14 protein-coding genes, 1 tRNA gene and 1 pseudogene are annotated in these 13,309 nt (G+C 46.1%); 10 read left to right on the top strand and 6 right to left on the bottom strand.

Translation table 11 applies throughout. The annotated features are described in order from the left end of the window. Position 1 precedes the first annotated feature (1 nt). The 3 genes from A7sIIA15_RS03610 to A7sIIA15_RS03620 form a co-directional block, all read right to left on the bottom strand. Positions 2–1,852 carry an acyltransferase family protein gene (locus A7sIIA15_RS03610; protein WP_095685827.1) on the bottom strand — a complete coding sequence of 617 codons (1,851 nt, stop codon included), beginning with the start codon at positions 1,850–1,852 and terminating at the stop codon, positions 2–4. A gap of 2 nt (positions 1,853–1,854) precedes the next feature. Next, positions 1,855–2,382: an adenine phosphoribosyltransferase gene (locus tag A7sIIA15_RS03615; RefSeq protein ID WP_095685828.1), complete on the bottom strand. Its 528-nt coding sequence runs from the start codon at positions 2,380–2,382 to the stop codon at positions 1,855–1,857. Positions 2,383–2,401: 19 nt separating this feature from the next. Beyond that, positions 2,402–2,485: transfer RNA gene (locus A7sIIA15_RS03620), tRNA-Leu, on the bottom strand. A gap of 43 nt (positions 2,486–2,528) precedes the next feature. Here A7sIIA15_RS03620 and A7sIIA15_RS03625 point away from each other — a divergent pair. Continuing rightward, the gene (locus tag A7sIIA15_RS03625) at positions 2,529–3,842 is read left to right on the top strand and encodes a M20/M25/M40 family metallo-hydrolase (protein WP_095685829.1); all 1,314 of its coding nucleotides are present in this window, start codon (positions 2,529–2,531) and stop codon (positions 3,840–3,842) included. Here A7sIIA15_RS03625 and A7sIIA15_RS03630 read toward each other — a convergent pair. Further along, positions 3,839–4,783, bottom strand: coding sequence for an aldo/keto reductase (locus A7sIIA15_RS03630; RefSeq protein WP_095685830.1), 945 nt, complete (start codon positions 4,781–4,783; stop codon positions 3,839–3,841). The two genes, A7sIIA15_RS03625 and A7sIIA15_RS03630, sit on opposite strands and share 4 nt — an antisense overlap. A gap of 51 nt (positions 4,784–4,834) precedes the next feature. On the opposite strand from A7sIIA15_RS03630, the gene A7sIIA15_RS03635 reads away from it, so the two are divergent. The 4 genes from A7sIIA15_RS03635 to mshC are packed head-to-tail and all read left to right on the top strand — an operon-like array spanning position 4,835 to position 7,966. After that, the gene (locus A7sIIA15_RS03635) at positions 4,835–5,506 is read left to right on the top strand and encodes an MSMEG_4193 family putative phosphomutase (RefSeq protein WP_095685831.1); all 672 of its coding nucleotides are present in this window, start codon (positions 4,835–4,837) and stop codon (positions 5,504–5,506) included. After that, on the top strand, positions 5,503–6,012 hold the full coding sequence (locus A7sIIA15_RS03640) for a DUF3090 family protein (protein WP_095685832.1): 510 nt from the start codon (positions 5,503–5,505) through the stop codon (positions 6,010–6,012). The genes A7sIIA15_RS03635 and A7sIIA15_RS03640 overlap by 4 nt, the downstream gene beginning before the upstream one ends. Beyond that, on the top strand, positions 5,996–6,700 hold the full coding sequence (locus A7sIIA15_RS03645) for an SCO1664 family protein (protein WP_223298219.1): 705 nt from the start codon (positions 5,996–5,998) through the stop codon (positions 6,698–6,700). The genes A7sIIA15_RS03640 and A7sIIA15_RS03645 overlap by 17 nt, the downstream gene beginning before the upstream one ends. Before the next feature lie 24 nt (positions 6,701–6,724). After that, complete coding sequence (gene mshC, locus A7sIIA15_RS03650; RefSeq protein ID WP_095685834.1) at positions 6,725–7,966, top strand: cysteine--1-D-myo-inosityl 2-amino-2-deoxy-alpha-D-glucopyranoside ligase; 1,242 nt, start codon at positions 6,725–6,727, stop codon at positions 7,964–7,966. On the opposite strand, the gene A7sIIA15_RS03655 is transcribed toward mshC, so the two are convergent. Continuing rightward, on the bottom strand, positions 7,963–8,826 hold the full coding sequence (locus A7sIIA15_RS03655) for a PAC2 family protein (RefSeq protein ID WP_095685835.1): 864 nt from the start codon (positions 8,824–8,826) through the stop codon (positions 7,963–7,965). The genes mshC and A7sIIA15_RS03655 overlap by 4 nt on opposite strands. A 61-nt stretch (positions 8,827–8,887) precedes the next feature. On the opposite strand from A7sIIA15_RS03655, the gene A7sIIA15_RS03660 reads away from it, so the two are divergent. Then, a complete protein-coding gene (locus A7sIIA15_RS03660; RefSeq protein WP_095685836.1) occupies positions 8,888–9,559 on the top strand; it encodes an HAD family hydrolase in 672 nt (223 codons plus the stop codon). On the opposite strand, the gene A7sIIA15_RS03665 is transcribed toward A7sIIA15_RS03660, so the two are convergent. Then, the gene (locus A7sIIA15_RS03665) at positions 9,556–10,329 is read right to left on the bottom strand and encodes a RecB family exonuclease (RefSeq protein ID WP_095685837.1); all 774 of its coding nucleotides are present in this window, start codon (positions 10,327–10,329) and stop codon (positions 9,556–9,558) included. The genes A7sIIA15_RS03660 and A7sIIA15_RS03665 overlap by 4 nt on opposite strands. 39 nt (positions 10,330–10,368) lie before the next feature. Between A7sIIA15_RS03665 and A7sIIA15_RS03670 the strand changes: the two genes are divergently transcribed. The 4 genes and pseudogenes from A7sIIA15_RS03670 to tatA all read left to right on the top strand — a co-directional run. Then, positions 10,369–11,220, top strand: a complete 852-nt coding sequence (locus A7sIIA15_RS03670) for a tRNA (adenine-N1)-methyltransferase (protein WP_095685838.1) — start codon at positions 10,369–10,371, stop codon at positions 11,218–11,220. Then, positions 11,204–12,145, top strand: coding sequence for a helix-turn-helix transcriptional regulator (locus A7sIIA15_RS03675; protein WP_095685839.1), 942 nt, complete (start codon positions 11,204–11,206; stop codon positions 12,143–12,145). Before A7sIIA15_RS03670 ends, A7sIIA15_RS03675 begins: the two co-directional genes overlap by 17 nt. Continuing rightward, positions 12,138–13,055, top strand: coding sequence for a helix-turn-helix transcriptional regulator (locus A7sIIA15_RS03680; protein ID WP_095685840.1), 918 nt, complete (start codon positions 12,138–12,140; stop codon positions 13,053–13,055). Before A7sIIA15_RS03675 ends, A7sIIA15_RS03680 begins: the two co-directional genes overlap by 8 nt. A 67-nt stretch (positions 13,056–13,122) precedes the next feature. Next, a pseudogene (gene tatA / locus A7sIIA15_RS03685) lies at positions 13,123–13,275 on the top strand (Sec-independent protein translocase subunit TatA); the annotation flags it as partial. Positions 13,276–13,309: the final 34 nt, after the last annotated feature.

Here is a 13,309-nt window from a genome sequence, read left to right on the forward strand (position 1 = left end):
GTTAGGCAAAGAGCCCCTTTGCAATCAGGGCTGCTTCAAGTTTAGGTAAAAGTTTCAATGCCATATCGACCGAAATGTGAGATGCATCGCGATAAGAGACGGTGCCTTCAACTATTGCGGGGCAATATGACGAACACAACCAAGGGTTCGGATTGATTACGTCAAAACCACGTATGACTGAGACCTTAGATCGCTCCGTTGAGTCGCAGACTTTTGAATCGCGCGAAGCTAAACAGTTGGGGATATCTCGCAGCGGTCGGGGAGTGTCACTGATGTAGATCAGGTTATTAGTCGAACCCCTTAGGCCCTTGAGTAGTTTTCTTTGTCCATCGTTCCACCATTGGGCCCGAGTAATTTTGTTGTTAGAAGGCGTAAAGTATTGGAAGCTGCTTGTGATGACTGCTAAAGGTTGTATCTCTGCGATTCTTTTGATGGAGTTCTCACGCCACTTTGTGCAATGCACCTGCTTAAACGCACCTTGATCTGGACGCTTAGCATCAACTGCAGGGCAAGCAGATTTTGTGAGAGAGACTAGTTTAAATCCGCGTTCTGTGGCCATCTTTTCTAGCGTTGGAAACCACTGCGCTGCGTGTGAATCACCATAGAGAACGATCGTCTTAGAGGATTCTTTATCACCGTAAGTGCAATAGCCAGACTTTGTTTCACCGTAATTCACATGACAGCCATCTCCATAAACACCAGGTCTTTCCATAACTTGAACTAAATCAAATTGGTAGGAAACCTCACCCTTAGTAGTAATGATGGAGGAGGAAGTAAATGAAATAAGCACGCCGGCCACAAGAGATACCGCAGTCGTGTAAGCGGCCCCTTTATAGATTGTCCGTGGGGATAAGTTCTTATGACGTAAAGGTTCTTCCACATATTTGCTGGTGTAGTGAGCTAGGACGATAGTTAGAAGAATGCATAAGAACCGTTCGTAGAAACGCAAAGGCCGTCCCAAAGCACTGCTGGGTAGAACTAATGCAGGCCAATGCCAGAGATAGAGCGGATAAGAGATTGCGCCTAACCATTGGCTCAACCTGGAATTAGCTAGATCGTTGAACATTGGAGGCCAGTATTTGATCGACGCCATAAGAAAAACAGTTGCAAGAACTGGCACCAAAGCGTTCTTTCCAGGGAAAGCCGTGTTCTCATTGAAGTTAAATGAAGATATTGCGATTCCAAAAAATCCAAGCCACGGAAGGATGCGAATCTTCTTCTTCGTTTCCGGCAAGAAGAGAAGTAGCGCTCCAAAACCTAACTCCCAAGCACGAGTCGGTAATGAGTAAAACGCCCAGATAGGTGCAACCTGAGTGAGATAAATGGAAAAGAGGAGTGAGAGGAGAGTTGTGATTGCAATTCCAGCAAAGACTATTTTCTTTCCATAACGGGCTAGAAAGAGGATGAAAAGTGGCCAAACAAGATAGAACTGTTCTTCAACTGCCAAAGACCAATAGTGAATAAATGGTGAAGGTGTGGCATTGAGATTCTGATAATCATTTTGCCACCAGGCGAAAAGATAGTTAGAGATATATGCAGCCGCAGCAAAGAGATCTCTGCCGAGTGCATCACGAGTGATAGGTGGAAAGAGAATCCAAGCAAATATCGCGGTCACAAACAGAACGAAAACCGAGGTTGGGAGAAGACGCTTAATGCGGCGCTGGTAGAAACTTCTAAGGTCTAATGTTCCCGTCTTTTCGATCTCTCGTAGGATCAGGCCTGTGATGAGGTAGCCAGAAATAACATAGAAGATATCTACGCCAATGAATCCACCTGGAACAAGACGTGCATGAAAAACAGTTACTAATATCGCTGCTACGGCGCGCAGGCCTTGTATTTGGGTGATGCGCACAGTTATGAAACTACCAGTGAGTGAACTGGAATCTGTGGATACTTCACTGCTAGTCGAGCTCGACCTTCAAGGGCTTGGATTTCTAGTAGAGCCAGAATTTGATAAACGCTCCCGCCGGCTCGATTGACTAGTTGAATGGCTGCATCGAGAGTTCCACCAGTGGCCAAGACATCATCAATGAGTAGAACTTCGCCAGCAAATGGAATTGCATCGACATGAATTTCTAAGATATCTGTTCCATATTCAAGGCCATAGCTCTGTGAGAAAACAGCGTGTGGAAGTTTTCCCGCTTTTCTAATTGGCACGAATCCAGTTTTCATTGAGTTGGCTAATGCAGAGGCGAAGATGAATCCGCGAGCTTCAATGCCTGCAATAGAAGTTGAAGCTCTAGCAAATTGGGCAAAGTGATCTGTTACTGCCGTGAAAGCTTCACCGTTGCCCAAAAGTGGGGTGATGTCTTGGAAGAGAATTCCCGGCTTTGGATAATCAGGGATTGCTCTGATGAGTGAGACAGCCTCATCAATGTTCATGTTCTCATCCTAACGAATGTGTCCGAGAGGGGACTTGAACCCCTAATCCCTTACGGGAACTAACACCTCAAGCTAGCGCGTCTGCCAATTCCGCCACCCGGACTAAGTGCTGGGAAAGGATAGCAATTGGGTGAGAGAATGGCGAAATGACTACAACATCACGCACCGAACTTGAAAATGAAGCCATCCGCATTTGCCAGGAATTGATCAGAATTCCCTCAGTCAATTACGGAGATGGAAAAGGTGATGAAAAAGCAGTAGCTGAACATGTGATGAAACTGCTCACCGAAGTTGGTATCGAAGCAAAGATGTATGAAGCAGCACCTGGTCGTTGCAACGTCATTGCACGCATCAAGGGAACAGATGCCACGCGTCCTGGATTAGTTCTCCACGGTCACATCGATGTTGTTCCAGCCAATGCAGCTGATTGGTCAGTCGATCCTTTCAGCGGAGAAATACGTGATGGAATGATCTGGGGCCGCGGGGCAGTGGATATGAAAAACATGGATGCCATGATTTTGGCAACTGTCCGTGACTGGGCAAGAACTGGTTACAAACCAAAGCGCGACATTGTTTTAGCCTTCTTTGCTGATGAAGAAGCGGGCAGTATCTATGGTTCGCATTGGATGGTTGACAAGCACCCAGAAGTTTTCGCTGGATGTACTGAAGCGGTATCAGAAGTTGGTGGGTTTTCAGTAACTGTTGCAGGTGGCAAACGTCTCTATTTGATTGAGACAGCAGAAAAGGGTATTCACTGGATGCGCTTGACGGCTCATGGACGAGCTGGACATGGATCGGTGACGAATAATGAGAATGCACTTACCCGTTTAAGTGAAGCGGTGGCAAAAATTGGTAATCACCAATGGCCACAGCGTTATAGCCAAACTGTTAAGGCGTTCTTTAAAAAGGTTGCAGCAGAAACTGGCAAGGAGTACAACGAAAAGGATTTGACGCCGTTGCTCAGTGAGTTGGGATTTGCTGCTCGCATGGTTGGCGCAACTTTGCAAAACACAGCTAACCCGACAATGCTAGAAGCTGGTTATAAGGCAAATGTGATTCCTGGTTCGGCTAGTGCAGTTGTTGATGGTCGTTTTATTCCAGGTTTTGAGGATGAACTCAATGACACCATCAAATCTCTCATTGGCCCTGACATTACAATTGAAACAATTACGACCGATAAAGCCTTGGAAGTTCCCTTTGAAGGCGACTTGGTAGATGCGATGTGTGCGGCGATCATGGTCGAAGATCCTGAAGGGGTTCCAGTTCCATATGTGATGAGTGGTGGAACTGATAACAAGGCTTTGGCTGAACTAGGAATTATTGGTTACGGTTTCTCACCGCTCAAACTAGATGCAGACTTTGACTTCATGGCGCTATTTCATGGTGTTGATGAGCGAGTACCGGTTGAAGGACTCACTTTTGGTGTCAGAGTATTGAAGGATTTCCTAGAGCACGCTTAAAGGCTTACATCATCTAACGCGCTGCGAACGATGTCAGGAAGAGAAATCTCTTCACTCTTTAAGACACCGCGTAGTTGTGCGCCAGTTCGTGCTCCAATAATTGTGCTGGTAACTCCAGGTGCATCTCGCACCCACGCAAGTGCAATTTCAAGTGGGGAATAACCCAATCCACTGGCGGCAACACAGACTGCTTCAACAATGCTGCTACTTCGCGAATCTAGATACATAGCAATGTCTTTGGCAAAGTGCGGAGCAGCTCCGCGAGAATCACTTGGAATCCCATTGCGATATTTTCCAGTCAATACTCCGCGGCCAAGTGGGGCCCAGGCAAGGAAGCCAACACCACAGGCTTGGGCGCTATCGAGTACTTCAATTTCAACATCGCGATTAAGTAATGAGTATTCACTTTGAATCGTAGTGATAGGTGCCTTGGCTGAATTGCTGATTTGTTTTGTTGCAGATTGTGCAAGTTGCCAGCCAGTAAAGTTTGAGAGTCCAACGTATCGAGCTCGTCCGGAACTATATGCATAGTCGAGCGCCGACAACGTGTCATCAATGGGTGAAAAAGGATCCCAGGTGTGAACCTGCCAGATATCTACAAAGTCAGTACCAAGTCTGGCTAAGGAACGGTCTAGGTCAGCGATGAGTGCGTGACGAGAATTATCAACTGTTCTTACTCCGTCGGGAAAAGTCAGACCAGCTTTAGTGGCAATAACAACGTCATCGCGCTGAAAAAGAGTTCCAATGAGACCACCAATTACTCGCTCACTATCTCCGTCGCCATATGTTGCAGCCGTATCAATGAAGTTTCCACCAGCATCTATGAAAGCGCGACATTGATCGGCAGCCTCATGTTCGTCGGTGTCTCGACCCCATGTCATCGTTCCCAGCGCTAAACGCGAGAGCATGAGCCCGCTATTTCCCGCTTTGCGCATTTGCATGGAGTGACCCTAGCAAGTCATGAGAGTAAAACCTGCGATAGCCTTTGCGTTATGCAGATAGTTTTGATTCGACATGCCCATTCTCAGGCAAATGCTAAAGGGGTCTTATCTGGTCGACTGCCCAATATCTCACTCTCAGAAAAGGGTGTGAAGCAATCTCAAGATCTCGCAGCACGATTAGGTGTTTTCCCAGTTGCCGAAATTCGCATAAGCCCCATGCAACGATGCCACGAAACAATTGCGCCGTGGGTGGCAGCTTTGCCTAAAGCTGCTCAAAAGCTTCTAGTCACTGAGCAAAACCTGACAGAGGTTGATTATGGAAGTTGGAGTGGAAAGAAACTCTCCGTTCTCTCTCGCCATAAATTATGGAAGACCGTTCAAGCAAATCCTTCAGCGATGTATTTTCCAGAGGGTGAAGGCTTAGCCCACATGCAACAAAGGGCTATGCATGCAGTTCACGAGACATTGAATTCAAAAAGATCAGGTGCGGGCGTTCTTGTTAGTCATGGCGATGTCATTAAGGCCATTGTTGCCGGAGCATTGGGAATGCACCTCGATGATTTTCAACGCATTGTCATCGATCCAGCCTCAGTAACCATCTTGGATTACTCACATGGCAAAGCTCGTTTAACTTTGCTCAACGACGTTCGCTCAAATCTCAACGAAGCGCTATCTGGACCTAAGCGAGCCAAGAATCTACTCGGTGGTGGAGCAGGAAAATGAGCCATGAGTTTGAAAACGTGGACCGCTTTATCTGCGGGACTATTGGTGAACCAGGTGAGCGTGAGTTCTATCTACAAGTGCGCTCTGGGAGTTCGCTAGTAAGTGCGGCCTTAGAAAAATCTCAAGCATCCACTTTTGCCCAAAGGTTGGAGATTCTCTGCAAACAGGTCACAAAGGAAGATGTAACGATAATTGTTGATCGTATTGAACGAGATGATGCTTCCTTAGAGTCACCCGTGGAAAGAGATTTCATCATTGGGGCGGTATCGATAGCTTGGGATGATGAATCAAAGAAAGTATGTGTTGAACTTTTCTCCATTAAGGAAGTCGAAGTTGAGGATGAGCTCCCAGAGATAACCTTAAACATCACACTGGGTCAAGCCAAAGCCTTCATCTCAAGAACAAACGCAGTTGTGAATGCTGGACGTATCCCATGTCCTTTCTGCGCAATTCCAATTGATCCACGTGGTCACCTATGTCCTAGGGCAAATGGCTACAGACGATAACCGTCCAATTCTGACGTTAGGCGAAATGTCAGTTACGGGACGATTGGTTGATGCATCTAATGCAACGCTTTTTGCAACAGTTAATTATGAGTCCACAGAAATTGCCTGCATATATAAACCTGTCGCAGGGGAGCGGCCATTATGGGATTTCCCCGATGGCACCTTGGCCGATCGTGAATATGCTGCATTTCTTGTCAGTGATTTCCTAGGTTTGGATTTAGTACCCCTCACAATTTTGCGAGAGGGTCCTTATGGAATGGGAATGGTTCAGGAGTGGATTGATATCGATGAATCAATTGATTTAGCCGCTTACTTCTCCCAAGATCTACCACAGCTTCGTTCTATGGCTTTCTTCGATGCAATTATTAATAATACAGACCGCAAGATTGGTCATCTATTGCCAGATGAGAAAGGTCATCTCTATGGCTGCGATCATGGAGTCACATTTCATGAAGAGGACAAACTACGAACCGTTCTTTGGCAGTGGGCTGGCGGTGAGTTAAGTAGCGAGGAATTAAACTCTTTGAACATTCTCAAAGATGCTTTAGGCAAAGAGTTCAACTTATCGCAGCACCTAACAGATATTGAGATCGAGGCATTGCGTGCCCGTGTAACGAGATTGTTAGAAAACGGGGTTATGCCGCTACCAAACCCGGAGTGGCCAGCTATTCCTTGGCCTGCGTTCTAGCGGCAAAGTTACTAGAATCCACTCATGAAATCTTGGTCGTCAGTTGTCATCCCACAACTGAATAGTTCAATCAAGTTTCCTCAAATATCTCTGACTAACTCGAAAACTCTCAAGAAAGAGTTGGTTGCTAAAAAAGACACCTATCGCATGTATGTCTGTGGAATCACTCCATATGATGCAACGCATCTTGGTCATGCCGCGACTTACTTAACATTTGACCTCATCAACCGATATCTACGAGCTACTGGCTCCGATGTTTTCTACGTTCAAAACATCACAGACATTGATGATCCACTTCTTGAGCGAGCAACAAGAGATAATCTGAATTGGGAAGACTTAGCTCACTCTCAAATCGACCTCTTTAGAGGTGATATGCAGAAACTGCGCGTTATTCCACCAGCTCACTACATCGGGGCTGTTGAGGCTATAGACCTAGTAAGTCAGGCAGTCACTGCCCTTCAAGCAGCTGGCACCATCTATTCCATCGATCAGGATCTTTTCTTCAAGAATTATTCCTCACCAGATTTCGGTTCTCTTTCACATCTTGATAAAGAAAGTATGAAAGAGATTTTCTCTCAGCGTGGAGGCAATCCAACACTTGCCGGAAAGACTGACCCACTGGATTGTTTGGTGTGGATGGCAAAGCGTGAGAACGAACCGGGCTGGGAATCTATCCACGGAGTTGGTCGACCAGGTTGGCATATCGAATGCACTGCAATAGCCCTGAAGTACTTAGAGCCACTTGATTCGGATGCGACATGTATCGACATTCAAGGTGGTGGAAGTGATTTGATTTTCCCTCATCATGAAATGTGCGCATCTCAGGCACAAGTTCTTACCGGTAAAGATCTTGCAGCGACATATGTTCACGCGGCCATGATTGGTTTGGATGGTGAAAAGATGAGCAAGAGCAAAGGCAATCTGGTCTTTGTTTCAAAACTCATTGCATCAGGCACAGACCCGATGGTTATTCGATTCGCTCTGATGTCACAGCACTACAGGTTAGATCGAATGTGGACAGAAGAATTGCTCATGCGAGCAACCAAGCGCGTGAGTGATATTCGAAAAGCGTTTTCTACATCGTCAGTAGCGCCAACAACAGCGGTCATAGAGAAATTAATTGGAGCTTTAAGTGATGACCTAGATACTGCGACTGCTCTGGCAGCACTCGATCAATGGGCCGCAGATACTTTAAGTGGATCTAGCGGGGGAGATGCGCAGGAACTCTCCGTGGCATTAGATGCATTACTTGGGTTAAAACTTTAATCCTTAGTTCTACGTCGCAAATATCTTTCAAACTCTTTTGCAATTGAATCACCAGAAACATCAGGTAGTTCAGCAGCATCCTTTGAATCCTCTAACGCCTTTACATACTCAGCCACATCACTATCTTCTTTGGCCATTTCTGTTACATCCTTCTCCCACTCATCGGCGGCCTCAGAGAGATCAGAAGGCGGAATAGTGATTTCCAGGAAATCTTCTAAAGAGTTAACCAGTGACAAGGTTGCCTTTGGTGAAGGTGAACTGGAGGCATAGTGCGGAATAGCTGCCCACAGTGAGACAGCATCAATACCGCGTCGCATACAACCATCACTGATAATTCCTAAAATTCCAGTTGGGCCTTCATAACTTGAAACTTCAACTCCTAAACGTGTTGCTAAATCAGGATGGGCGCTGCTTCCACTCACTGCGATGGGACGTGAGTGTGGAACATCGGCCAACATCGAACCCATTGTGATGATGAGAGACACCTCAAGATCATCAGCTAGATCTAAAAGTTCGCGCGTAAAACTCTTCCAACGCATCGAAGGTTCTGTACCTTTTACGATAACTAGATCTCGGTCAAAGTGGGGTAGCACAACACCGAATATCTCTGTTGTGGGCCAGGTGATATTTCTAATCTGTGAGTCATCAACAAAGATGTGAGGACGATTTACCTGAAAGTCATAAAACTCTTCCGATTCGATATCAGCTATAAGTTCTGGGACAACATCATTTGGCTCATTTTGCCAAGCAGAAAGTAGATGCTCGACTGCGCCCGTTGCTGCTTCACCCGCATCATTCCATCCAGAAAAGGCCATCACCATTATTGGATTACGCAGAGCTGGGATGTGATGTATCTCCATAGGGTTAAACCTTAGGGTAATCTTGCAGAGTTCTGCTAGATGAATATCTCAAAGGAGACGGGTGAAAAGTTTTTTTGACGCGGTCTTCTTCGATATGGACGGCTTATTGGTTGATTCTGAACCTGAATGGCTCAAATCTGAGAGTGAGATAACGGCTGCATATGGCTATGAGTGGAACTCTGATGATCAGGTGGCTTGCTTAGGTGGTCCACTATCTAGGGTTGGGCAATACATGCATGACAAGTGCAATCAGGCAGAGAGTCCTGATTTCTTCACCACCAAGCTAGTCCAGGTACAGGCCGAGAAGATGCGCTCTCACACTCCCTTTATGCCAGGGGCTTTTGAATTAGTCACAGAACTCCAATCAAATGGAGTAAAGACTGGGTTGGTATCTGCCAGTCCAAGAATTATCGTTGACGCAGTTTTAGATAATGTTGGCACTGATCTCTTTCCGTTCTCTATTTCTAGTGATGATGTTGAGCGAACTAAGCCATATCCTGACGCGTATTTAAAAGCGGCGTTATTAACAAACAGTGACATCTCACAGTGCTTAGTTTTTGAAGATTCTTTAACCGGTGTGAGAGCTGCAACTAGCAGCGGAGCTTGGTTAATTGCCGTGCCTCATCTTGTAAAAGTTGAGGAATCTGCGCGAGTACGTGTGATTAAGTCTCTGGAACAGATGAGCTTTGAAACGTTACGCAGACTTCATACAGATTTCACCGAGGCAATTTAACTTGTGTGTGCAGGACAGATTGTTTTGAAATAGCACCAATCGCATAGGCGACTCGGTTTCGGCGGCCAGTAATCCTTATCAATTGAGGCAAAGATGTCACTCGCTACACGCTTGAGGACCTTTTCTGTTGAGGCAAGATCAGTCAAGGTCGGTGTGCTTTTAACAACTTTTCCATCACCCAAATAGATCAATTGCAACAGTCGGGGGAGAACATTGTGAGTCTTAAAATAGAGAAGGGCATACACGCGCAGTTGAAACAGGGCTTTCTCTTCCCAACCAGGCTTGGGAGCTTTACCTGTTTTATAGTCAACGATTCGAACTTCACCAGTCGGTGCAACGTCAAGACGATCGACGTATCCATGTAAGTAGATGTCATCTGAGAAGTCATTCTCTAGATGCAGTTCACGATGTGTTGCCTCAAAGCTCTGTGGATCTTCCAAAGTGAAATAGGTGCGAAGCAATGATTCGGCGCGATCAAACCATTCCTTCTCATTGGTAACCATCTCCATAAGTTCAGGCTTCGCAGCCATTTGGGCCTGCCAGCGTGATGGAAGAAGTTCGATTGCACTCTGTGGTGTTCTATCACTGGGTGCATTCTCAAAAAGATCGTGCAAAATTGTGTGTACTAAAGTTCCGCGCTCAGCATCTAGTGAGGGCGGTTGTGGGAGTTGATCAATAACTCGGTATTTATAGAGTTGCGGACAGTTCTCAAACTCGCTCACCCGACTAGGGGATAGGCGCAACGGCTGGTTACTCACGTACGGCAACATACCCGCACTTGCATCCTTTATTTGACCTAAGATGCTCCCGTGTCGAATCAAGGTTTCTTTGCTGCGGGTGATCGCATTCAACTCACCGACCCCAAAGGAAAGCTCTATAGCTTCACCATAGTTCCCGGTAAGGAATGGCACACGCACAAAGGTTGGATTACCCATGACGACCTCATTGGGATGCCCGAGGGTTCAGTAGTAAGTACAACTGCTGGTTTAAAGTTCACGGCGTTTAAGCCGCTACTTGCTGATTACGTATTAACGATGCCTCGCGGTGCAACGATTGTTTATCCCAAAGATGCCGCGATGATTATTGGTATGGCCGACATTTATCCGGGTGCCCGAGTCCTTGAAGCTGGCGTTGGAAGCGGCGCTCTAACTATTTCACTATTGCGAGCAGCAGGTGAAAAGGGATACGTGCACTCCGTTGAACGCAGAGCTGATTTTGCAGACAATGCTCGTTCAAATGTGGATGCTTATTTTGAAGGTGCACCGGCAAACTGGAAGTTAGATGTTGGGGATCTGCAGGATCAAAGCTTTGATAGTGAATTCGATCGAGTCATCTTGGACATGCTGGCCCCGTGGGAGTGCGTTGATATTGCAGCAAGAGCGTTGCGCCCAGGCGGTGTATTCATGTCATATGTTGCGACAACAACTCAACTATCAGCAACTGCAGAAGCAATTAAGGAAGATGGTCGGTTCACTGAACCTGAAAGTAGTGAGACCTTAGTTCGTGGATGGCACCATGAAGGTTTAGCAGTTCGACCACAACAGAGAATGATTGGCCACACAGGATTCTTGATTCAAAGCCGCCGCATGGCACCTGGTGTTGAAGTCTTGGCGCGTCGACGACGTCCGGCGAAGGGTGGATACGGTGTCTCGGAAGATTGAGCGATTAATCAATCTAACAATCGCCCTGCTTGCCACAAAGAGATACCTGACCAAAACCGAGATTTTCAACTCAGTTGAAGGCTATGACGGCACAACTGAAACTAAAGAGAGAATGTTTGAGCGCGATAAGGATGACCTACGTTCGCTGGGAATTGAAATTGAAGTAGGTAGTTTTGATCCCTTGTTTAATGATGAAGCCGGTTACAAGATCAAACAAGAAAAGTATCAGTTTGAACTTGGTGACATCTCACCGACGGAAGTCTCACTTTTGTCTCTGGCCGCCGAAGCTTGGCATGAAGCATCATTTGGCGATGTCGCTCAAAAAGCACTTTTGAAACTGCGTTCTATTGGAATTCCAAGTGATGAACTCTCTATTCCGGCTAATGTTCACAAACTCAATGATGGTGGACAGGATTTGTCACTGATGACCAAGGCGATAGCGCAAAGTCAATGCTTATCTTTTGCTTATTTGGATTCGAATTTGAATATCAATGCGCGAAGCATCGTTCCAATAGCTCTAGCTACTCGCAAAGGCTTTTGGTACTTGTCCGGTGTGGATCAAGAGATTCAAGAGATACGAACCTTTCGAGTAGATCGAATAAGTGGCGCAATCGCGGTCAGCAAAGGACCAAAGGATTTTGAAGTTCCAGCTGGATTTGATTTAAGCAAAACTCATCTAGAATCACCGACACGAGAATATGCCCTCATTGATGTTCGTGTGGGTAAAGCCGCCTCTCTTCGCGCACTGGCCGTGTCCTCGCACTCCTTAGGTGAGTGGGACCAGATAAAGGTTCCAATTTTGAATCTGGAATCTCTTTGTTCAATAGTTTTGTGGCATGGACCTGATGCCGTCGTGCAGGAGCCAATAGAACTAAGAAATCTCATCATGGGGCATCTTGAGGCGTTGGTGGCAAATCATGGCTAAGAAATTTTCAGCGCCCCTCGAGCGCACAGCGCGATTATTAGATCTCGTTCCTTACATAAGTTCTCATCAGGGCATCTCATTAAAGGAACTCGCAGCCGTATTCAAAGTCGATCAAGCTCAGATGACAAGTGATCTTACGACTTTGTGGATGTGTGGACTACCTGGATACACGCCTTTAGAACTAATGGACTTAGAGTTTGAATCTGGTTTTGTAACGATTCATAATGCACAGACTTTATCTAAGCCTCGTTCGATTTCCTTTGATGAAGGCGTGGCTCTAGTACTTGGTTTAGATCTGCTGCGTTCATCAATCTCACCAGAGAGAAGTGATCTCCTTGAGAGAATCGATTCGTTATCAAAGCGTTTGGCAATTCTCATTAATCTTCCAACGGCATTATCAGCAACTTCGCAAGTCAATCAAGATGTCTCTGCGGCGATTTCTGATGCGTTGAAATCAAGAATGGGACTTGAAATTACTTACCATTCGCTCTATCGCGATGAGCTCAGTACTCGAACTATTCTTCCAATAGAAATTGTTGAGAGTGACGGAGATGTTTATCTGAGTTCATATTGTTATCAAGCATTAGATTTTAGGCAGTTCCGAATCGATCGCATACAAAGTGCAACAGTCCAAGCCGTTCCTCTAGAAATTCCTAAAACAGCAACTGAGCAGTCGAGCTATGCCTGCACCATCAAGGTCCTGACTCCAACACGTGCGATAGCCGAGCGCTTCAAGAAAAGCGAGCTATCTGTTAACACCGAGTTTGATTTTCAAACTTACTCACTTCAGTGGATAGAGCGATCCATCATGGCCTCTGGAGGAGCCGTTTGCTTGAACTCACCCCCTGATGTTAGAAAATCAATAGCAGTGATAGCCCAAACGATGCTGGATCGTTACAAAGCACGCTGAAATCGCCTACCCATTCATAGAGATCTGATGTAACCTAGGCTCAAATATTAGCCAAGGAGTTAACGTTATGAATTTGGGTCCAAGAGAAATCGTCATCCTTCTCATTGTTGTACTTGTTTTGTTCGGCGCAAAGCGTTTGCCGGATTCAGCCCGCTCACTTGGTCGCTCTATGCGTATTTTCAAGAGCGAAATGAAGGAAATGAAAGCTGACGACACCGTGATCGAAGAAGACGGCAAAACCGAGAAGTAGATAA

The organism is Candidatus Planktophila vernalis (genome assembly GCF_002288185.1).
Classification (GTDB): Bacteria; Actinomycetota; Actinomycetes; order Nanopelagicales; family Nanopelagicaceae; genus Planktophila; species Planktophila vernalis.

What these genes read in the sequence shown, in the direction of transcription:
- A7sIIA15_RS03655 (WP_095685835.1), bottom strand. Translation starts at nt 8,826, where the DNA reads ATGGAGATACATCACATCCCAGCTCTGCGTAATCCAATAATGGTGATG.
- A7sIIA15_RS03680 (WP_095685840.1), top strand. Translation starts at nt 12,138, where the DNA reads ATGGCTAAGAAATTTTCAGCGCCCCTCGAGCGCACAGCGCGATTATTA.
- A7sIIA15_RS03640 (WP_095685832.1), top strand. Translation starts at nt 5,503, where the DNA reads ATGAGCCATGAGTTTGAAAACGTGGACCGCTTTATCTGCGGGACTATT.
- A7sIIA15_RS03625 (WP_095685829.1), top strand. Translation starts at nt 2,529, where the DNA reads ATGACTACAACATCACGCACCGAACTTGAAAATGAAGCCATCCGCATT.
- A7sIIA15_RS03635 (WP_095685831.1), top strand. Translation starts at nt 4,835, where the DNA reads ATGCAGATAGTTTTGATTCGACATGCCCATTCTCAGGCAAATGCTAAA.
- A7sIIA15_RS03630 (WP_095685830.1), bottom strand. Translation starts at nt 4,783, where the DNA reads ATGCAAATGCGCAAAGCGGGAAATAGCGGGCTCATGCTCTCGCGTTTA.
- A7sIIA15_RS03615 (WP_095685828.1), bottom strand. Translation starts at nt 2,382, where the DNA reads ATGAACATTGATGAGGCTGTCTCACTCATCAGAGCAATCCCTGATTAT.
- A7sIIA15_RS03645 (WP_223298219.1), top strand. Translation starts at nt 5,996, where the DNA reads ATGGCTACAGACGATAACCGTCCAATTCTGACGTTAGGCGAAATGTCA.
- A7sIIA15_RS03665 (WP_095685837.1), bottom strand. Translation starts at nt 10,329, where the DNA reads ATGTTGCCGTACGTGAGTAACCAGCCGTTGCGCCTATCCCCTAGTCGG.
- mshC (WP_095685834.1), top strand. Translation starts at nt 6,725, where the DNA reads ATGAAATCTTGGTCGTCAGTTGTCATCCCACAACTGAATAGTTCAATC.